This is a genomic window from Bacillus sp. MT94, from assembly GCF_058792475.1.
In genome coordinates this window covers 203,089-222,981 of sequence record NZ_JBXAEZ010000008.1, presented here as the reverse complement: position 1 = coordinate 222,981, position 19,893 = coordinate 203,089, and the positions used below count along the sequence as shown (strand labels likewise).

Annotated in this window: 16 protein-coding genes, 2 rRNA genes, 1 pseudogene and 1 riboswitch; of the genes and pseudogenes, 15 read left to right on the top strand and 4 right to left on the bottom strand. The window is 39.4% G+C overall.

What is annotated here, in order from left to right; genetic code table 11:
- A 23S ribosomal RNA gene (locus AC1Q51_RS24565) occupies window positions 1-2,276 on the top strand; the annotation flags it as partial.
- A gap of 49 nt (window positions 2,277-2,325) precedes the next feature.
- A 5S ribosomal RNA gene (rrf, locus tag AC1Q51_RS24560) occupies window positions 2,326-2,441 on the top strand.
- 43 nt (window positions 2,442-2,484) lie between these two features.
- Here rrf and AC1Q51_RS24555 read toward each other — a convergent pair.
- A pseudogene (locus AC1Q51_RS24555) lies at window positions 2,485-2,750 on the bottom strand (hypothetical protein).
- Between the two features lie 279 nt (window positions 2,751-3,029).
- Window positions 3,030-3,131: riboswitch (purine riboswitch) on the top strand.
- A gap of 110 nt (window positions 3,132-3,241) precedes the next feature.
- Between AC1Q51_RS24555 and purE the strand changes: the two are divergent.
- The 12 genes from purE to purD all read left to right on the top strand — a co-directional run bounded on the left by purE (window position 3,242) and on the right by purD (window position 16,501).
- Window positions 3,242-3,727 carry a 5-(carboxyamino)imidazole ribonucleotide mutase gene (gene purE / locus AC1Q51_RS24550; RefSeq protein WP_000839370.1) on the top strand — a complete coding sequence of 162 codons (486 nt, stop codon included), beginning with the start codon at window positions 3,242-3,244 and terminating at the stop codon, window positions 3,725-3,727.
- On the top strand, window positions 3,724-4,875 hold the full coding sequence (gene purK, locus AC1Q51_RS24545) for a 5-(carboxyamino)imidazole ribonucleotide synthase (protein ID WP_000196767.1): 1,152 nt from the start codon (window positions 3,724-3,726) through the stop codon (window positions 4,873-4,875). The genes purE and purK overlap by 4 nt, the downstream gene beginning before the upstream one ends.
- Window positions 4,872-6,179 carry an adenylosuccinate lyase gene (purB, locus tag AC1Q51_RS24540; protein ID WP_000625682.1) on the top strand — a complete coding sequence of 436 codons (1,308 nt, stop codon included), beginning with the start codon at window positions 4,872-4,874 and terminating at the stop codon, window positions 6,177-6,179. Before purK ends, purB begins: the two co-directional genes overlap by 4 nt.
- Before the next feature lie 88 nt (window positions 6,180-6,267).
- Entirely contained in the window at window positions 6,268-6,987 is a 720-nt protein-coding gene (purC, locus tag AC1Q51_RS24535; RefSeq protein WP_001170549.1) for a phosphoribosylaminoimidazolesuccinocarboxamide synthase, read from the top strand.
- Window positions 6,980-7,234 carry a phosphoribosylformylglycinamidine synthase subunit PurS gene (purS, locus tag AC1Q51_RS24530; RefSeq protein WP_000278823.1) on the top strand — a complete coding sequence of 85 codons (255 nt, stop codon included), beginning with the start codon at window positions 6,980-6,982 and terminating at the stop codon, window positions 7,232-7,234. The genes purC and purS overlap by 8 nt, the downstream gene beginning before the upstream one ends.
- Complete coding sequence (purQ, locus tag AC1Q51_RS24525) at window positions 7,231-7,914, top strand: phosphoribosylformylglycinamidine synthase subunit PurQ (protein ID WP_048375606.1); 684 nt, start codon at window positions 7,231-7,233, stop codon at window positions 7,912-7,914. Before purS ends, purQ begins: the two co-directional genes overlap by 4 nt.
- Entirely contained in the window at window positions 7,898-10,117 is a 2,220-nt protein-coding gene (purL, locus tag AC1Q51_RS24520; protein WP_090978162.1) for a phosphoribosylformylglycinamidine synthase II, read from the top strand. Before purQ ends, purL begins: the two co-directional genes overlap by 17 nt.
- Window positions 10,102-11,517, top strand: coding sequence for an amidophosphoribosyltransferase (gene purF / locus AC1Q51_RS24515; protein ID WP_000879026.1), 1,416 nt, complete (start codon window positions 10,102-10,104; stop codon window positions 11,515-11,517). The genes purL and purF overlap by 16 nt, the downstream gene beginning before the upstream one ends.
- Before the next feature lie 105 nt (window positions 11,518-11,622).
- Window positions 11,623-12,663, top strand: coding sequence for a phosphoribosylformylglycinamidine cyclo-ligase (purM, locus tag AC1Q51_RS24510; RefSeq protein ID WP_090978164.1), 1,041 nt, complete (start codon window positions 11,623-11,625; stop codon window positions 12,661-12,663).
- Window positions 12,660-13,247, top strand: coding sequence for a phosphoribosylglycinamide formyltransferase (gene purN / locus AC1Q51_RS24505; RefSeq protein ID WP_053565400.1), 588 nt, complete (start codon window positions 12,660-12,662; stop codon window positions 13,245-13,247). The genes purM and purN overlap by 4 nt, the downstream gene beginning before the upstream one ends.
- Window positions 13,248-13,271: 24 nt before the next feature.
- Window positions 13,272-14,807 carry a bifunctional phosphoribosylaminoimidazolecarboxamide formyltransferase/IMP cyclohydrolase gene (gene purH, locus AC1Q51_RS24500; protein WP_000745406.1) on the top strand — a complete coding sequence of 512 codons (1,536 nt, stop codon included), beginning with the start codon at window positions 13,272-13,274 and terminating at the stop codon, window positions 14,805-14,807.
- Window positions 14,808-15,229: 422 nt separating this feature from the next.
- Window positions 15,230-16,501, top strand: a complete 1,272-nt coding sequence (gene purD / locus AC1Q51_RS24495; protein WP_090978166.1) for a phosphoribosylamine--glycine ligase — start codon at window positions 15,230-15,232, stop codon at window positions 16,499-16,501.
- A gap of 78 nt (window positions 16,502-16,579) precedes the next feature.
- On the opposite strand, the gene AC1Q51_RS24490 is transcribed toward purD, so the two are convergent.
- The gene (locus AC1Q51_RS24490; protein ID WP_492331780.1) at window positions 16,580-17,758 is read right to left on the bottom strand and encodes a YbfB/YjiJ family MFS transporter; all 1,179 of its coding nucleotides are present in this window, start codon (window positions 17,756-17,758) and stop codon (window positions 16,580-16,582) included.
- 122 nt (window positions 17,759-17,880) lie between these two features.
- Between AC1Q51_RS24490 and AC1Q51_RS24485 the strand changes: the two genes are divergently transcribed.
- Window positions 17,881-18,750 carry a LysR family transcriptional regulator gene (locus AC1Q51_RS24485; RefSeq protein WP_327941049.1) on the top strand — a complete coding sequence of 290 codons (870 nt, stop codon included), beginning with the start codon at window positions 17,881-17,883 and terminating at the stop codon, window positions 18,748-18,750.
- Between the two features lie 20 nt (window positions 18,751-18,770).
- On the opposite strand, the gene AC1Q51_RS24480 is transcribed toward AC1Q51_RS24485, so the two are convergent.
- Both AC1Q51_RS24480 and AC1Q51_RS24475 read right to left on the bottom strand, forming a co-directional pair.
- Entirely contained in the window at window positions 18,771-18,935 is a 165-nt protein-coding gene (locus tag AC1Q51_RS24480) for a type II toxin-antitoxin system antitoxin (protein ID WP_001085171.1), read from the bottom strand.
- A 15-nt stretch (window positions 18,936-18,950) separates the two neighbouring features.
- The gene (locus AC1Q51_RS24475) at window positions 18,951-19,796 is read right to left on the bottom strand and encodes an SPFH domain-containing protein (RefSeq protein WP_053565395.1); all 846 of its coding nucleotides are present in this window, start codon (window positions 19,794-19,796) and stop codon (window positions 18,951-18,953) included.
- Window positions 19,797-19,893: the final 97 nt, after the last annotated feature.

Sequence of the window (19,893 nt, the reverse complement as noted above, 5' to 3'; positions counted from 1 at the left end):
AGGTTAAGCTGAAGAGGCGGAGCCGCAGCGAAAGCGAGTCTGAATAGGGCGTTTAGTACGTGGTCGTAGACCCGAAACCAGGTGATCTACCCATGTCCAGGGTGAAGTTCAGGTAACACTGAATGGAGGCCCGAACCCACGCACGTTGAAAAGTGCGGGGATGAGGTGTGGGTAGCGGAGAAATTCCAATCGAACCTGGAGATAGCTGGTTCTCCCCGAAATAGCTTTAGGGCTAGCCTTAAGTGTAAGAGTCTTGGAGGTAGAGCACTGATTGAACTAGGGGTCCTCATCGGATTACCGAATTCAGTCAAACTCCGAATGCCAATGACTTATCCTTAGGAGTCAGACTGCGAGTGATAAGATCCGTAGTCAAGAGGGAAACAGCCCAGATCGCCAGCTAAGGTCCCAAAGTGTGTATTAAGTGGAAAAGGATGTGGAGTTGCTTAGACAACTAGGATGTTGGCTTAGAAGCAGCCACCATTTAAAGAGTGCGTAATAGCTCACTAGTCGAGTGACTCTGCGCCGAAAATGTACCGGGGCTAAATACACCACCGAAGCTGCGAATTGATACCAATGGTATCAGTGGTAGGGGAGCGTTCTAAGTGCAGTGAAGTCAGACCGGAAGGACTGGTGGAGCGCTTAGAAGTGAGAATGCCGGTATGAGTAGCGAAAGACGGGTGAGAATCCCGTCCACCGAATGCCTAAGGTTTCCTGAGGAAGGCTCGTCCGCTCAGGGTTAGTCAGGACCTAAGCCGAGGCCGACAGGCGTAGGCGATGGACAACAGGTTGATATTCCTGTACCACCTCTTTATCGTTTGAGCAATGGAGGGACGCAGAAGGATAGAAGAAGCGTGCGATTGGTTGTGCACGTCCAAGCAGTTAGGCTGATAAGTAGGCAAATCCGCTTATCGTGAAGGCTGAGCTGTGATGGGGAAGCTCCTTATGGAGCGAAGTCTTTGATTCCCCGCTGCCAAGAAAAGCTTCTAGCGAGATAAAAGGTGCCTGTACCGCAAACCGACACAGGTAGGCGAGGAGAGAATCCTAAGGTGTGCGAGAGAACTCTGGTTAAGGAACTCGGCAAAATGACCCCGTAACTTCGGGAGAAGGGGTGCTTTCTTAACGGAAAGCCGCAGTGAATAGGCCCAAGCGACTGTTTAGCAAAAACACAGCTCTCTGCGAAGCCGTAAGGCGAAGTATAGGGGGTGACACCTGCCCGGTGCTGGAAGGTTAAGGAGAGGGGTTAGCGTAAGCGAAGCTCTGAACTGAAGCCCCAGTAAACGGCGGCCGTAACTATAACGGTCCTAAGGTAGCGAAATTCCTTGTCGGGTAAGTTCCGACCCGCACGAAAGGTGTAACGATTTGGGCACTGTCTCAACCAGAGACTCGGTGAAATTATAGTACCTGTGAAGATGCAGGTTACCCGCGACAGGACGGAAAGACCCCGTGGAGCTTTACTGTAGCCTGATATTGAATTTTGGTACAGTTTGTACAGGATAGGCGGGAGCCATTGAAACCGGAGCGCTAGCTTCGGTGGAGGCGCTGGTGGGATACCGCCCTGACTGTATTGAAATTCTAACCTACGGGTCTTATCGACCCGGGAGACAGTGTCAGGTGGGCAGTTTGACTGGGGCGGTCGCCTCCTAAAGTGTAACGGAGGCGCCCAAAGGTTCCCTCAGAATGGTTGGAAATCATTCGTAGAGTGCAAAGGCATAAGGGAGCTTGACTGCGAGACCTACAAGTCGAGCAGGGACGAAAGTCGGGCTTAGTGATCCGGTGGTTCCGCATGGAAGGGCCATCGCTCAACGGATAAAAGCTACCCCGGGGATAACAGGCTTATCTCCCCCAAGAGTCCACATCGACGGGGAGGTTTGGCACCTCGATGTCGGCTCATCGCATCCTGGGGCTGTAGTCGGTCCCAAGGGTTGGGCTGTTCGCCCATTAAAGCGGTACGCGAGCTGGGTTCAGAACGTCGTGAGACAGTTCGGTCCCTATCCGTCGTGGGCGTAGGAAATTTGAGAGGAGCTGTCCTTAGTACGAGAGGACCGGGATGGACGCACCGCTGGTGTACCAGTTGTTCTGCCAAGGGCATAGCTGGGTAGCTATGTGCGGAAGGGATAAGTGCTGAAAGCATCTAAGCATGAAGCCCCCCTCAAGATGAGATTTCCCATAGCGTAAGCTAGTAAGATCCCTGAAAGATGATCAGGTTGATAGGTTCGAGGTGGAAGCATGGTGACATGTGGAGCTGACGAATACTAATAGATCGAGGACTTAACCATATAATATGTAGCAAATGTTATCTAGTTTTGAAGGAATATGCCTTCATAGTTTGGTGATGATGGCAGAGAGGTCACACCCGTTCCCATACCGAACACGGAAGTTAAGCTCTCTAGCGCCGATGGTAGTTGGGACCTTGTCCCTGTGAGAGTAGGACGTCGCCAAGCAAAAACCTAAGTCGTTTCGACTTAGGTTTTTTTGTGTTTATTTTTATTTACCGGATGTTATAATCCATAAATTTAAAAACGCTAAAGACGAAAAAAGAATGAAATAGAGACTGTTTAAAATAATAGCAATGATTTTTTGTGTTCCTGATTTTCCTAATGCCGCTAAAGTAATACTTAAAATAGGACACATTATTTCTATCATAAGTATATATTTTAAATAATGAGATGCTATAAATAAGTATTCAATAATTACAACAATTACTGCGATAGAAAAAATAAATAGGATAATAGCGTAGTTCTTTCTTTCATGTTTATCCTCCTTAGAAATTAAATCGTTATAATAAAAGTTCTATTGATGTGTAGAATACAAGATTGTACATATTGTGATTTAAAACATACTGAAGTACTATATAAACGATTATAAGTAAATAGATCTCTAGAAATATATATTCTAATTCCCTTTTCTTCTTGCATATAGTTGCAATTCTTGTTTTGAATATAACTAAAACACGAACGTTATTGACTACTAATAAAAAAACATTCGATTATTTATTGACATCGTTTATGAAATATTGTTAATATAGCCATAGAAACAATAATATAAGACCTCATATAATCGCGGGGATATGGCCTGCAAGTCTCTACCTAACGACCGTTATTCGTTAGACTATGAGGGAAAGTCACTCGGTATTTTTCTATTCACAAGGGATACGTATGCCTGAGTAGAGCGCTTTCTCTCATAGTAAAAGAGAAACTGTTCTATTTCAGGCTTTTTTTATTTGAATCGGGGGGATTCTAATATGAAATCACTAGTTGGAGTCATAATGGGAAGTACATCAGACTGGGAAACAATGAAATATGCTTGTGACATTTTAGATGAATTAAATATACCGTATGAGAAAAAAGTTGTATCCGCTCATCGGACTCCGGATTATATGTTTGAATATGCAGAGACGGCTCGTGAACGTGGATTGAAAGTTATTATTGCTGGAGCTGGTGGAGCAGCACATTTACCAGGAATGGTTGCAGCGAAGACAAATCTTCCTGTAATTGGAGTTCCAGTTCAATCAAAAGCATTAAACGGCTTAGATTCATTATTATCCATCGTCCAAATGCCAGGAGGTGTTCCAGTTGCAACTGTTGCAATTGGTAAAGCCGGTTCAACGAATGCTGGATTACTTGCTGCACAAATACTTGGATCATTCCATGATGATATACGTGATGCATTAGAATTGAGACGAGAAGCGATTGAAAAAGATGTGCGTGAAGGTAGTGAGCTAGTATGACGAGAATCATTTTACCTGGAAAAACAATCGGCATTATTGGAGGCGGCCAGCTAGGAAGAATGATGGCATTGGCAGCCAAGGAGATGGGATATAAAATTGCTGTTTTAGATCCTACAAAGCATTCACCATGTGCACAAGTTGCTGATATTGAAATTGTTGCACCGTATGACGATTTAAAGGCAATTCAGCATTTAGCAGAGATAAGTGATGTTGTCACATATGAATTTGAGAATATTGATTATAGATGTTTACAATGGCTTGAAAAACATGCTTACTTGCCACAAGGTAGCCAGTTGTTAAATAAAACGCAAAATCGTTTTACAGAAAAGAATGCAATTGAGAAGGCTGGGTTACCAGTAGCAACGTATAGATTAGTTCAAAATCAAGATCAGCTTACAGAAGCAATTGCTGAGTTATCATTCCCTTCCGTCTTAAAAACGACGACAGGTGGATATGATGGGAAAGGGCAAGTTGTTTTAAGAAGTGAGGCTGATGTTGAGACAGCAAGAGATCTTGTGGATAAAGCAGAGTGTATTTTAGAGAAATGGGTGCCTTTTGAAAAAGAAGTATCCGTTATTGTGATTCGTAGTGTAAGTGGTGAAACGAAAGTATTTCCGGTAGCGGAAAATATTCATGTAAATAACATTTTGCATGAATCTATCGTTCCAGCTCGTATTACAGAAGAGCTTTCTCAAAAAGCAATTGCTTATGCAAAGGTACTTGCGGATGAATTAAAACTTGTGGGAACACTAGCTGTAGAGATGTTTGCTACAGCTAATGGTGAGATTTACATTAATGAATTAGCACCAAGACCTCACAATTCAGGACACTATACACAGGATGCATGTGAAACGAGCCAATTTGGTCAACATATTCGAGCAATCTGTAATTTACCTCTAGGAGAAACAAATTTGTTAAAACCAGTTGTCATGGTAAACATTTTAGGCGAACATATAGAAGGGGTCCTAAGACAAGTGAATAGATTAACCGGGTGCTATTTACACTTGTATGGAAAAGAAGAAGCAAAAGCACAGCGAAAAATGGGGCATGTTAATATTTTAAATGATAATATTGAAGTCGCTCTAGAAAAAGCGAAGAGTTTGCATATTTGGGACCATCAAGAACAACTGTTGGAGGGAAAAAGATGATTAGTCGTTATACACGCCCTGAAATGGGTGCGATTTGGACGGAAGAGAACAAATTTAAAGCGTGGTTAGAAGTTGAGATTTTAGCTTGTGAAGCATGGGCTGAGCTTGGCGATATTCCAAAAGAAGATGTTAAAAAAATTCGTGAACATGCATCATTTGATATTGATCGTATTTATGAAATTGAAAAAGAAACACGTCATGATGTAGTTGCATTCACTCGTGCTGTATCAGAAACGCCAGCACTAGGTGAAGAACGTAAATGGGTTCATTACGGTTTAACATCTACAGATGTAGTAGATACAGCATTATCTTACATCTTAAAACAAGCGAATGAAATTATATTAAAAGACTTAGAGAACTTTGTAAGCATTTTAGCTAACAAAGCGAAAGAGCATAAATACACAATCATGATGGGAAGAACACACGGTGTTCATGCAGAACCAACAACATTCGGTTTAAAACTTGGTCTTTGGTATGAAGAGATGAAACGTAACGTAGAGCGTTTCAAACAAGCTGCTGATACAGTTCGTGTTGGTAAACTATCTGGTGCGGTTGGTACATATGCAAATATCGATCCATTCGTAGAAAAATATGTTTGTGAAAATCTAGGATTAGAAGCAGCACCAATTTCAACACAAACATTGCAACGTGATCGTCACGCACACTACATGTCAACACTTGCATTAATCGCAACATCTATCGAAAAGATGGCAGTTGAGATTCGTGGCTTACAAAAGAGTGAAACACGTGAAGTTGAAGAAGCTTTCGCAAAAGGCCAAAAAGGTTCTTCTGCAATGCCACATAAGCGTAATCCAATTGGATCTGAAAATATGACTGGTTTAGCTCGTGTTATCCGCGGTTATATGATGACAGCTTATGAGAATGTTCCATTGTGGCATGAGCGTGACATTTCTCACTCTTCAGCAGAACGCGTAATTTTACCAGATGCTACAATCGCATTAAATTACATGTTAAATCGCTTTGGTAATATCGTTAAAAACTTAACTGTATACCCAGAGAATATGAAACGCAATATGACAAGAACATACGGCTTAATTTATTCTCAGCGCGTAATGCTTACACTAATCGACAAAGGTATGGTACGTGAAGAAGCTTATGATATCGTACAGCCTAAAGCGATGGAAGCTTGGGAAACACAAGTACAATTTAAAGAGCTTGTAGAAGCTGATGAGCGCATTACAAGCAAGTTAACACAAGAAGAAATTAATGAATGCTTCAACTATGAGCATCATATGCAACACGTTGATACAATCTTTGAACGCCTTGGATTAAACGAAGCGTAAAATTTCATATGGCACAGAATAGAGTCATTCTGTGCCATTCTTTATAAAAATATTATTCACATTTTTCAAACTACAGGGGGCTTGCGAAATGCAAAAGCTAGAATTGCTGTATGAAGGTAAGGCAAAAAGAATTTATCGTACAGAATCAGCAGATATGGTTTGGGTAGAGTACAAAGATAGTGCGACTGCTTTCAATGGGGAGAAAAAAGAGACGATTACAGGAAAAGGTCGTTTGAACAATGAAATTACAACTTTATTGTTCAGAAAGTTACAAGAAGTAGGAATTAAAACACATTTTGTTGAGAAGTTATCTGAAACAGAACAACTTGTTAAAAAAGTGAGTATTATTCCTTTAGAAGTTGTCACAAGAAATGTAATTGCAGGAAGTCTTTCAAAACGATTAGGAATGGAAGAGGGAACTGTACTTGCAGAACCAATCGTAGAATTTTACTTCAAAGATGATAATTTAGGAGATCCGCTTGTAACGGAAGATCATATTCGTGTATTAAACGTTGCATCGCCAGAGCAAGTAAGCGTATTACGAGATATGGCTCTACAAATCAATCAAGTGTTGATTGATCATTTCGCAAGCTGTCGTGTAAGATTAGTAGATTTCAAATTAGAGTTTGGTGTAACGGAAGAGGGAGAAATCATATTAGCGGATGAAATTTCACCAGATACTTGCCGTTTATGGGATGAAACGAGCAATGAGAAGTTTGATAAAGACGTATTCCGTCGCGATCTTGGAAATTTAACAGATGCTTATGAAGAGATTTTAAAACGTTTAGGGGGAATTTCACATGTATAAAGTTAAGGTATATGTAACATTAAGAGAAAGCGTATTAGATCCACAAGGAACAGCGGTAAAAGGAGCTCTTCATAGTCTTTCATTCACAGAAGTACAAGACGTTCGAATCGGAAAGTACATGGAACTAACAATTGATAAATCTGTATCTGACTTAGATAGCAAGGTAAAAGAAATGTGTGAAAAACTATTAGCGAACGTTGTAATGGAAGACTTCCGTTATGAAGTTGAGGAGGTTGTCGCACAGTGAAATTTGCCGTAATAGTATTTCCAGGTTCGAACTGTGATGTCGATATGTTCCATGCAATTAAAGATGAGCTTGGCGAAGAAGTAGATTACGTTTGGCACGATACAGAGAATTTAGATGAATATGATGCAATTTTACTACCAGGTGGATTCTCTTACGGTGACTACTTACGCTGCGGTGCTATTTCTCGCTTTGCTAATGCAATGAAAGCAGTACAAAAAGCTGCTGAGCAAGGAAAGCCGATTTTAGGTGTATGTAATGGATTCCAGATTCTTGTTGAATCAGGATTACTACCAGGAGCGTTAATGAGAAACGAAAACTTAAAATTTATGTGCCGAACAGTTCAGTTACGTGTTGAAAATAATGAAACGATGTTTACATCACAATATGAAAAAGATGAAGTAATTAATATTCCAATTGCACATGGTGAGGGGAATTACTATTGTGATGAAGAAACGCTTAAAAGATTAGAAGAGAATAATCAAATCGCATTCCGTTACGTAGAAAACCCGAATGGAAGCGTTTCAGATATTGCTGGTATTGTAAACGAAAAAGGAAATGTACTTGGTATGATGCCACATCCAGAGCGTGCTGTAGATGAATTACTTGGCGGTGCCGAAGGGCTAAAAGTCTTTCAATCTATCTTAAAACAGTGGAGGGAAACATATGTCGTTAATGCTTGAACCAAATCCAACACAAATTAAAGAAGAGCGCATATATGCGGAAATGGGGCTAACAGACGAAGAGTTTGCCATGGTTGAAAAGATTTTAGGCCGTCTGCCAAATTATACAGAAACAGGGTTATTCTCTGTTATGTGGTCTGAACATTGCAGTTATAAAAATTCAAAACCAGTGCTTCGAAAATTCCCAACAACAGGTGAGCGCGTCTTGCAAGGACCTGGGGAAGGTGCTGGAATTGTAGACATCGGTGATAATCAAGCGGTTGTATTTAAAATGGAAAGTCATAACCATCCTTCTGCTATTGAACCATATCAAGGAGCAGCAACAGGCGTTGGTGGTATTATCCGTGACGTATTCTCTATGGGAGCACGCCCAGTAGCTCTATTAAACTCACTTCGATTTGGGGAATTACAATCACCACGTGTGAAATATTTATTCGAAGAAGTAGTAGCAGGGATTGCAGGGTACGGTAACTGTATCGGTATTCCAACTGTTGGCGGCGAAGTACAGTTTGATCCATGTTATGAAGGAAATCCACTTGTAAATGCAATGTGCGTAGGCTTAATTAATCATGAAGATATTAAAAAAGGGCAAGCGCACGGTGCTGGAAATACGGTAATGTACGTAGGAGCATCAACTGGTCGTGACGGTATTCACGGTGCAACATTCGCATCTGAAGAGTTATCTGAAAGCTCAGAGGCGAAGCGTCCAGCAGTTCAAGTAGGAGATCCATTTATGGAGAAACTTCTTATTGAAGCTTGCTTAGAGCTAATCCAATCAGATGCACTTGTTGGAATTCAAGATATGGGTGCAGCTGGTTTAACATCATCTTCTGCAGAAATGGCAAGTAAAGCAGGAATGGGTATTGAAATGTACTTAGATGATGTACCACAGCGTGAAACAGGAATGACACCATATGAAATGATGCTATCTGAATCACAAGAACGTATGCTAATCGTTGTGAAAAAAGGTAGAGAGCAAGAAATAGTAGATTTATTTGAGAAGTATGGTCTTGCAGCCGTTACGATGGGGAAAGTAACGGAAGACAAAATGCTTCGTTTATTCCATAAAGGTGAAAAGGTAGCTGAAGTACCAGCAGATGCTCTTGCAGAAGAAGCACCAATTTATCATAAACCATCAAAAGAAGCAGCATACTTTGCTGAATTCCAGGCAATGAAAATGGAAACACCAAAAGTAGAAAATTATAAAGAAACGTTATTCGCTCTATTACAACAACCGACGATTGCAAGTAAAGAGTGGGTTTATGATCAATATGATTATCAAGTTCGCACAAGCACAGTTGTTACACCAGGTTCAGATGCAGCAGTTGTACGTGTACGTGGTACAGAAAAAGGATTAGCAATGACGACAGATTGTAACTCTCGCTACATTTATTTAGATCCAGAAGTGGGCGGTAAAATTGCGGTAGCAGAGGCAGCGCGTAATATCGTATGCTCTGGCGGTGAGCCACTTGCAATTACAGATTGCTTAAACTTCGGTAACCCAGAAAAACCAGAAATCTTCTGGCAAATTGAGAAATCAGTAGACGGTATGAGTGAAGCTTGTCGCACATTACAAACACCAGTTATCGGCGGAAACGTATCGATGTATAACGAACGTAGTGGCGAAGCTGTATATCCAACACCAACTGTTGGGATGGTCGGACTTGTACATGACTTAAAACATGTAACAACACAAGAGTTTAAGCAAGCTGGTGATTTAGTTTATATAATCGGTGAGACGAAAGCTGAGTTTGGCGGAAGTGAATTACAGAAAATGATTCACGGAAAAATTTTCGGTCAATCACCAAGTATCGATCTAGATGTAGAATTAAAACGCCAAAAACAAGTATTAGAAGCAATTCAAGCTGGTCTTGTTCAATCTGCACATGATGTTGCTGAGGGTGGTTTAGCAGTTGCAATTTCAGAAAGTGCAATTGGTGCTAACGGCTTAGGTGCTACTGTGAAATTAGATGGAGAAGCAACAGCAGCATTATTCGCTGAATCACAGTCTCGCTTCGTGATAACTGTAAAACGTGAAAATAAAGAGGCGTTTGAGAAAGCGGTAGAAGCAATCCAAGTTGGCGAAGTAACAAGTACAAATGAAGTAACAATTCATAATGAAGAAAATGAAGTATTACTTACAGCAAATGTAGATGAAATAAGAAAGGCTTGGAAAGGGGCAATCCCATGCTTGCTGAAATAAAGGGGTTAAACGAAGAATGTGGCGTTTTCGGAATTTGGGGGCATGAAAATGCAGCACAAGTTTCATACTACGGATTGCACAGTTTACAGCACCGTGGGCAAGAAGGCGCAGGCATTGTCGTAAATAATGGGGAAAAAATCGTCGGTCACAAGGGATTAGGTTTAATATCAGAAGTGTTTTCAAGAGGTGAGTTAGAAGGATTAAATGGAAAATCAGCAATCGGACATGTACGATATGCAACAGCTGGTGGAAGTGAAGTTGCTAACGTTCAACCATTGTTGTTCCGTTTTTCCGATCATAGTATGGCGTTAGCTCATAACGGAAATTTAATTAACGCAAAAATGCTTCGTCGTGAATTAGAAGCAGAGGGAAGTATTTTTCAAACTAGTTCAGATACAGAGGTACTTTTACATCTTATTAAACGTAGTACGAAAGACTCTTTAATTGAAAGTGTAAAAGAGGCTCTAAATAAAGTGAAAGGTGCGTTTGCGTATCTTTTACTAACTGGAAATGAAATGATCGTTGCGTTAGATCCAAATGGATTCCGTCCGCTTTCAATTGGAAAGATGGGGGATGCTTACGTTGTAGCATCTGAAACATGTGCTTTTGATGTAGTAGGTGCAACATACATTCGCGATGTAGAACCTGGTGAATTACTTATCATTAATGATGAAGGAATTCACGTAGATCGTTTCACAAACGATGTAGAACATGCGATTTGTAGTATGGAATATATTTACTTTGCACGACCAGATTCTAATATTGCTGGTGTTAACGTTCATGCAGCGCGTAAAAATATGGGAAAACGTTTAGCAGCGGAAGCTCCTATTGAAGCGGATGTTGTTACTGGTGTACCAGACTCTAGTATTTCAGCTGCGATTGGCTATGCGGAGGCAACAGGCATTCCGTATGAATTAGGATTAATTAAAAATCGTTACGTTGGACGTACTTTTATCCAGCCTTCTCAAGAACTGCGTGAGCAAGGGGTTAAGATGAAGCTTTCCGCAGTAAGAGGTGTGGTTGAGGGGAAACGAGTTGTTATGATTGATGACTCTATCGTAAGAGGAACGACAAGTAAACGAATTGTTCGTATGCTTCGTGAGGCTGGAGCGACAGAAGTTCATGTAAGAATTGCTTCACCACCTCTGAAATATCCATGTTTCTATGGCATTGATATTCAAACGAGAAAAGAATTAATTGCAGCAAATAATACAGTAGAAGAAATCCGCGAAATGATCGGAGCAGATTCTTTAACATTTTTAAGCGAAGATGGATTAGTAGATGCAATTGGACGTCCATATGAAGGGAAATATGGCGGCCTATGCATGGCTTACTTTAATGGGGACTATCCAACAGCTCTTTATGATTATGAGCAAGAGCTTTTAGAAAGTATGAAATAAGAAAAGTGAAAAAAGCTTCTACTTCTTTTGCTGTAGAAGCTAGCTTTTTTCTTAAAACGGCCCGCCCTGGATGGGGAGAAATTAAAAGACGAGGTGTAAATAACGATGGCGAATGCATATAAGCAAGCAGGAGTAGATATTGAAGCTGGATATGAAGCGGTATCTCGCATGAAAAAACACGTACAAACAACTATGAGAAAAGAAGTACTAGGCGGTTTAGGCGGTTTTGGAGGTATGTTTGATCTATCAAAATTTGCATTAGAAGAACCTGTATTAGTATCTGGAACAGATGGCGTGGGAACAAAATTGATGCTCGCTTTTATGGCAGATAAACATGACACAATTGGTATTGATGCAGTAGCAATGTGTGTAAATGATATTGTTGTCCAAGGAGCAGAGCCGCTTTTCTTCCTTGATTATATTGCTTGTGGTAAAGCTGAACCTAGTAAAATTGAAAACATCGTCAAAGGTATATCAGAGGGCTGTCGCCAAGCTGGTTGTGCATTAATCGGTGGAGAAACAGCTGAAATGCCAGGAATGTATTCTACGGAAGAATATGATTTAGCTGGTTTTACAGTTGGGATTGTTGATAAAAAGAAAATTGTAACAGGTGAAAAGATTGAAGCTGGTCACGTGCTAATTGGCTTAGCATCTAGCGGTATTCATAGCAATGGTTACTCTTTAGTACGAAAAGTGTTACTAGAAGATGGAGAACTATCTTTAGAGCGTATTTATGGACGCTTAGAACTACCTCTTGGTGAAGAATTATTAAAACCAACGAAAATTTATGTCAAACCTATTTTAGAACTATTGAAGAAGCATGAAGTATACGGTATGGCGCATATTACAGGGGGCGGATTTATTGAAAATATCCCACGTATGTTGCCAGAAGGAATTGGTGCTGAGATTGAACTAGGATCTTGGAAAATTCAGCCGATCTTCCATTTACTTCAAGAAGTTGGGAAACTGGAAGAGAAAGAAATGTTCAATATTTTTAACATGGGTATTGGTATGGTAGTAGCAGTGAAGGAAGAAGATGCAAAAGAAGTTGTTCGTCTTCTTGAAGAGCAAGGAGAAACGGCTCGTATTATTGGACGTACTGTACAAGGAGCTGGCGTTACTTTTAATGGGGGCAAAGCACTATGAGTAGATTAGCAGTTTTTGCTTCTGGAAGTGGATCTAACTTTCAATCTCTCGTTAATGCGGTAGAAGAAAAAAGATTGGATGCAGAAATTAGTTTATTAGTATGTGATAAACCAGAAGCACGTGCTGTTGGGCGAGCGCATTATCATCATATTCCGTGTTTCGCTTTTTCAGCGAAAGCATATGAGTCCAAAGAAGCGTTTGAAAAAGAGATATTAAAGAAGCTAGAAGAATATGAAATTGATTATATTATTTTAGCTGGATATATGCGTTTAATCGGGCCGACGTTACTAGAAGCATACGGCGGAAAGATTATTAATATTCATCCATCATTACTACCGAGCTTTCCGGGTAAAGATGCTGTCGGTCAAGCGTTAGAAGCAGGTGTGAAAGTAACTGGAGTAACAATTCATTATGTAGATGCAGGTATGGATACAGGGCCAATTATTGCGCAAGAAGCAGTGGTTGTTTCTGAAGGGGATACGAGAGAAAGCTTACAAAAGAAAATTCAGCAAGTTGAACATAAATTATACGTAAATACAGTGAATCAAATTGTTCAGTCTGTGAAAGAAACAACTGTTAACTAACATACAACCAGGGGTGAAGGATAAATGAAAAAGCGTGCATTAGTAAGTGTTTCAGATAAAACAGGAGTAGTAGAATTTGTTAAAGGGTTACTAGAGCAAGGGATTGAAGTTATTTCAACAGGTGGTACGAAAAAGTTACTAGAAGAAAACGGCTTACAAGTAATTGGTATTTCTGAAGTAACTGGTTTCCCTGAAATTATGGATGGTCGTGTGAAAACTTTACATCCAAATATTCATGGTGGTCTATTAGCAGTTCGTGATAATGAAACACATGTAGCGCAAATGAATGAATTAGGTATTCAAGCAATTGATTTTGTTGTTGTTAACTTATACCCATTTAAAGAAACAATCGCTAAGCCTGATGTAACATTTGCTGATGCAATTGAAAATATTGATATCGGTGGCCCGACAATGATTCGCTCTGCTGCGAAAAATCATAAATTCGTATCTGTAATTGTAGATCCAGTAGATTATGATATTGTGTTAGCAGAACTGAAAGAGAACGGTGAAGTAGCAGAGGAAACGAAACGTAAACTAGCAGCGAAAGTATTCCGTCATACAGCAGCGTATGATGCGTTAATTTCTAACTACTTAACAGAGCAAATGGGTGAAGAAAGTCCAGAAACATTAACTGTGACATTTGAGAAAAAGCAAGACTTACGTTATGGCGAGAACCCACATCAAAAAGCAACTTTCTATAAAGCGCCATTCGCAGCAACTTCTTCTGTTGCATACGCAGAACAATTACACGGTAAAGAATTATCGTATAACAATATTAATGATGCAGACGCAGCGCTTAGCATCGTAAAAGAATTTACAGAACCAGCAGTAGTAGCAGTAAAACATATGAATCCATGTGGTGTTGGAGTAGGAACTAATATTCACGAAGCATATACTCGTGCTTATGAAGCAGATCCAGTATCAATCTTCGGCGGTATTATTGCAGCAAATCGTGAAATTGATAAAGCTACAGCAGAAAAGTTACATGAAATTTTCTTAGAAATTGTTATCGCACCTTCGTTCTCGCAAGAAGCTTTAGAAGTGCTGCAAAGTAAGAAGAACTTACGTTTATTAACTATAAATATTGAAAAAGCGACAAGTGCAAGCAAAAAACTAACTTCTGTACAAGGTGGACTTCTCGTTCAAGAGGAAGATACGTTATCATTAGATGAAAGTACAATTTCAATTCCAACGAAACGTGAACCTTCAGAGCAAGAATGGAAAGATTTAAAACTAGCTTGGAAAGTTGTAAAACATGTGAAATCAAATGCAATTGTTTTAGCGAAAGATGACATGACAATTGGTGTCGGTGCGGGACAGATGAACCGTGTAGGCTCTGCAAAAATCGCGATTACACAAGCTGGTGAAAAAGCACAAGGTAGCGCGCTTGCATCTGATGCTTTCTTCCCAATGCCAGATACATTAGAAGAAGCAGCAAAAGCGGGAATTACAGCAATCATTCAACCAGGCGGATCGATCCGTGATGAAGATTCTATTAAAGTGGCAGATACGTATGGGATTGCTATGGTGTTCACTGGCGTACGTCATTTCAAACACTAATAGAGGATGTTTAAAAAGTCCGGTCAAGATAACCTTCGCATGTCGTCGTTGCATCGCCAGTGCGGTACTCATGTAGGAAAGCTACACTCCGTGTCCTCCTGGCAAATGCGCCTAGATCTGCTCGGTGCTCTTGATCCTCCTTTTTAAACCTTTATTGAGATGGATGTTTAAAAAGTCCGGTCAAGGTAACCTTCGCATGTCGTCGTTGCATCGCCAGTGCGGTACTTATGTAGGAAAGCTACACTCCGTGTCCTCCTGGCAAATGCGCCTAGACCTGCTCGGTGCTCTTGATCCTCCTTTTTAAACCTTTATTGAGATGGATGTTTAAAAAGTCCGGTCAAGATAACCTTTTATTGATATGAAAAAGCAAACTAGGAGCATAGCTTCTAGTTTGTACTTATTTAATTATTGGGGGATGAAATATGAATGTTTTAGTAATTGGCCGCGGTGGGCGTGAGCATGCTTTAGCTTGGAAGTTTGCACAATCTGCAAAAGTGAAAAAGGTATATGTAGCACCAGGTAATGAAGGTATGCGAGATGTTGCAATACCAGTTGATATTGATGAAAATGATTTTGATGCATTAGTTTTATTTGCCAAAGAGAATAATGTGGAATTAACTTTCGTTGGACCAGAAATTCCACTTATGAATGGAATTGTTGATCGTTTTAAAGAAGAGGGACTTCGCGTATTTGGTCCGAATAAAGCGGCTGCTGTTATTGAAGGTAGTAAAGCTTTTACAAAAGAGCTTATGAAAAAGTATGATATTCCAACTGGGGCGTACGAAACTTTTACCGATTATGAAGAAGCAGTACAGTACATTCAAAAAGTTGGTGCACCAATCGTTATTAAAGCTGACGGATTAGCTGCTGGTAAAGGGGTAACGGTAGCAATGACGCTTGAAGAGGCATTACAAGCTGTGAAAGAAATGCTACAAGATGTGAAGTTCGGCGCGGCAAGTAAGAAGGTTGTTATTGAAGAGTTTTTAGATGGACAAGAATTTTCATTAATGGCATTTGTAAATGGAACAACTGTACATCCGATGGTAATCGCTCAGGACCATAAACGAGCTTTTGATGCTGATAAAGGCCCAAATACAGGCGGAATGGGTGCATATTCTCCAGTACCACAAATTCCAGAATCAGCAGTCCAAGAAGCGATTCAAACCGTATTACATCCAACTGCTCAAGCGATGCTCCAAGAAAATCGATCGTTTACAGGGATTTTATATGCAGGGCTTATTTTAACAAATGATGGTCCAAAGGTAATTGAATTTAATGCACGCTTTGGTGATCCTGAAACAGAAGTTGTATTACCTCGCTTAGAAAATGATTTAGTTGATGTATGTAACGCTGTATTAGATGAAAGTGAGTTAGTGTTAGAGTGGTCAGAGGAAGCAGTAATTGGTGTTGTACTTGCTTCAAAAGGATATCCAGAAGCGTATAAAAAAGGTGAAATTATTACAGGATTAGATCGTTTAGAAGATGCTATTGTCTTTCATTCAGGTACAGCGATGAAACATGGGGATTTTGTAACAAATGGTGGCCGTGTACTATTTATTGCTTATAAAGCGAAAGACTTACAAGAAGCGAAAGATAGAGTGTATAAAGAAATCGCAAAGATTGAAAGCGATGGCTTATTTTATCGTAGTGATATAGGATATCGTGCGATTGGGCATGAGATTACGCGAAGCTAACATATGTTAGCTTCTTTTTTTATAGGAAATAGAGTATAGTACGTTGAATCTTTTCAAGAGATTATAAACTATTTGTATCTATATACACTTTTTCTCTACCTGCTTACATCTTATTTCTCCAATTAATAATAGCAGTATTGAGATGATTAACGTAAGAGCAGCGACAAGGAGTGGGAGGGAAAAACTTTGCATTTGCTCTGCAATAATACCTGTAAAGATTGGACCGATAATTTGGCCAATCCCATAAACACCTGTCGTATAACCAATGATTTTATTACTTTCATTCGGTCTTATTCGTTTTGCTTCTGTAGTTGTTAAAATTGTAATTCCGACGAATGTAGCACCTAGAAGGACTGCACTTAGAAATGCCCCAAAAAGGTTTGGAATAAGGAGTAGAGAAAGTAAACTTATAATTTGTAACATATAGGCGGATGTAAGAGCTCGTGTTGGTCCGTACTTCCGAGCAACAGTGGACCAAATGTAACTAGATGGGATGACAGCAATACCGACAATAATCCAGCTACAAGATGCATAGAAGGGTGATAGTGTAATTCTTTCTACAATGGTGACAAGGAAGGTCCCTGTAATGATATAGCCAAACCCTTCGAATCCGTAAGCTAAAATAAGCCAAAATAAATAGTTTTTTCTATGAGATGTAGCTTGTATAGTACTTTTTGGTTGCTGTATAGTACGTCTACTGTCCTCTCTTAACCATTTCCATACAAGGATAGCTAAACTAAAACTAATAAGTCCTAACCCAATCCATGCACCTTGCCAATTCCAAATTGAGTTGAATAAAGGTGCGAAACTTCCAGAGAAAATAATGCCAATTCCAACACCGCTATAAATCATGCCACCTAGCATGACTTTATTACTTTGAAATAAATAATCTAAAACAATACTAGAGGCAAGAACAAATACAATTGCACTTGTGAAACCACCGATAAAGCGAAGGGGAAACCATAAAAAGATATAAGAGGTTAAGCCCATACAAAGAGTTGAAAGAACATTGAAGAATAAACAGAGGTGTAATATTTTTTCACGATTTTTTATCGTAATGAATCCAATAAAGAATACCCCAAGTAAATAACCAAGATAATTACTGGACGCTAAATATCCAGCGAGGTCATCTTCTATATGGGCTTGCTTTTCCATAAAAGAAATAATCGGTGTGTAGGCGAACCGACTAATACCCATGACAGCTATTAAAGAACATATCCCAGCTATAATCATTTTCCATGTTTTTGTTTCTTTCATATAATCTCCCTTCTTGAAATATCTTCTAATATATATGATAGAGGAATATATATGGGGCGTAAAATACTGATTTTTTATATGTAATATCAAAATTAATGATATGAACGAAGGGATATGAACGAATGAACTTACAAGATTTTGTAGCTTTTTATATGGTCGCGCAGGAGAAAAGTATTTCAAGAGCAGCTATTCGGTTGAATTTTGTTCAATCAAACATAACAGCAAAAATAAAACGGCTAGAAGCTGAATATGAAACACAATTATTTTATAGGCATCGAGATGGAGTTACATTAACACCAGCCGGAGAAAAGTTGTTAACATACGCTGAAAAAATGATTCAATTATTAAATGAATCAAAAAGGCAAGTGAAACATACAGCGGAGCCTGGAGGAGTATTGAAAATTGGAGCGATGGAAACAGCAGCAGCTGTTAGATTGCCCACGATTTTAGCTAATTATCATATGCGCTATCCAGAAGTGGAAATTATGTTGCAAACGCACAATACGGAAGAATTAACGAAGAAGGTACTCTTATATGAAATAGAGGGGGCATTTGTAGCTGATTGTATAGCTGATCCAGCTTTAGAAAAGATAGAAGTATTCCAAGAGGAAATGATGTTACTTTCAAAGCGGAATGTTTTGTGGGATAACGGATATTCGGAATCGCAGTCTTTTATCGTTTTTCAATCAGGTTGTTTTTATAGAAAAGTTTTAGAAGAATGGTTACTATCTGAAGGGATTGTTCCCAAAAAAATAATGGAATTAAATTCTTTAGACGGTATTATTGGATGCGTAAAAGCTGGACTTGGGGTGTCTATGTTACCACGTGAAGTAGCAGAGCAATTTGATAGCCATAAAGAACGTATTCATACACCGTTAGTACATGAAAACAGGTTTATTCCGACTTATTTTATTTATCGGAAAGATAGTGTGAGAACAGCAGCGTTAAGCAAGTTTATTGATGACTTGCTTTGTATAAAAACAGCCCGCTGAAAATTCAGTGGGCTGTTTGTTCATGCATCTTTATCTTTCTTCAATTTTCCTTTTTGCTTTGCCATTTCTCGAAGTAAATACTCGATGTGTGCATTGACGCTACGAAACTCATCATTTGCCCATTTTTCGATGACTGCGTGTAATTCAGGATCAATACGTAATGGAAAGCTTTTCTTTTTAGCCATAATTACTTATAGCCCTTAGTATAGGCTTCCTGTATTAATAACTGGTTGCGCACCTTTATCTGAAACGATGGCAACTAATAGGTTGTTTACCATATTCGCTTTACGCTCGTCATCTAATTCAAGTACGCCTTCCTCATCTAACATATGGATTGAATCCTTCGCCATCTTCACAGCACCTTCAACAATCTCTTTTCTAGCAGCTAATACCGCTTTTGCTTGTTGACGTTGTAGCATCGCATGGGCAATTTCTGTTGCATAAGCTAAATGTGTTAAACGAGTTTCTAATACTTCTACGCCTGCGATTTCAAGGCGCGCTTCTAACTCACGCTTTAATTCTTCAGAGATTTCTTCAGTATTCCCGCGTAACGTAATGCAAGTTTCATCTTGGAAATTGTCATAAGGATATTTTGTTGCGACGTGGCGGATTGCTGTTTCACTTTGAATTTCTACAAATCGATCGTAATGTTCAACACCGAACATTGCTTTTGCAGAATCAACTACTTTATATACAATAACAGCTGCAATTTCAATCGGATTTCCCTCAACATCGTTTACTTTTAATTTCTTACTATTAAAGTTTTCAACACGTAATGAGACAGTTTGACGGAATGCGAATGGAATTGTTAAAAATAAACCATTTTGACGAATTGTTCCTAAATAATTACCAAAGAACGTAATAACTTTCGCTTGATTCGGTTGAACAATACCGATACCTGTAGCGAGAATTGCGGCTAATATAATAGTTAGTGCTGCTCCTACGAAAATTTCTTGTGCAAGGAAAAATATACCGATAGCAGCTAAAATCAAAATTCCAATAATACCGAGAAAACCATTTACATAAAATACTTGTTTTTCTTTCATATGATCGCCTCCTGATATAAAAATGATATCACTTTTATATCATTTTAAGCAAGGGGTATGCACCTAATTTTCTGAAATTTATTGATTGATATCTTTT

Coding starts and splice junctions, on each gene's coding strand:
- purN (WP_053565400.1), top strand. CDS start 12,660: ATGAGTAGATTAGCAGTTTTTGCTTCTGGAAGTGGATCTAACTTTCAA.
- purF (WP_000879026.1), top strand. CDS start 10,102: ATGCTTGCTGAAATAAAGGGGTTAAACGAAGAATGTGGCGTTTTCGGA.
- AC1Q51_RS24485 (WP_327941049.1), top strand. CDS start 17,881: ATGAACTTACAAGATTTTGTAGCTTTTTATATGGTCGCGCAGGAGAAA.
- AC1Q51_RS24490 (WP_492331780.1), bottom strand. CDS start 17,758: ATGAAAGAAACAAAAACATGGAAAATGATTATAGCTGGGATATGTTCT.
- purM (WP_090978164.1), top strand. CDS start 11,623: ATGGCGAATGCATATAAGCAAGCAGGAGTAGATATTGAAGCTGGATAT.
- AC1Q51_RS24480 (WP_001085171.1), bottom strand. CDS start 18,935: ATGGCTAAAAAGAAAAGCTTTCCATTACGTATTGATCCTGAATTACAC.
- purE (WP_000839370.1), top strand. CDS start 3,242: ATGAAATCACTAGTTGGAGTCATAATGGGAAGTACATCAGACTGGGAA.
- purS (WP_000278823.1), top strand. CDS start 6,980: ATGTATAAAGTTAAGGTATATGTAACATTAAGAGAAAGCGTATTAGAT.
- purB (WP_000625682.1), top strand. CDS start 4,872: ATGATTAGTCGTTATACACGCCCTGAAATGGGTGCGATTTGGACGGAA.
- purH (WP_000745406.1), top strand. CDS start 13,272: ATGAAAAAGCGTGCATTAGTAAGTGTTTCAGATAAAACAGGAGTAGTA.
- purD (WP_090978166.1), top strand. CDS start 15,230: ATGAATGTTTTAGTAATTGGCCGCGGTGGGCGTGAGCATGCTTTAGCT.
- purC (WP_001170549.1), top strand. CDS start 6,268: ATGCAAAAGCTAGAATTGCTGTATGAAGGTAAGGCAAAAAGAATTTAT.
- purL (WP_090978162.1), top strand. CDS start 7,898: ATGTCGTTAATGCTTGAACCAAATCCAACACAAATTAAAGAAGAGCGC.
- purK (WP_000196767.1), top strand. CDS start 3,724: ATGACGAGAATCATTTTACCTGGAAAAACAATCGGCATTATTGGAGGC.
- AC1Q51_RS24475 (WP_053565395.1), bottom strand. CDS start 19,796: ATGAAAGAAAAACAAGTATTTTATGTAAATGGTTTTCTCGGTATTATT.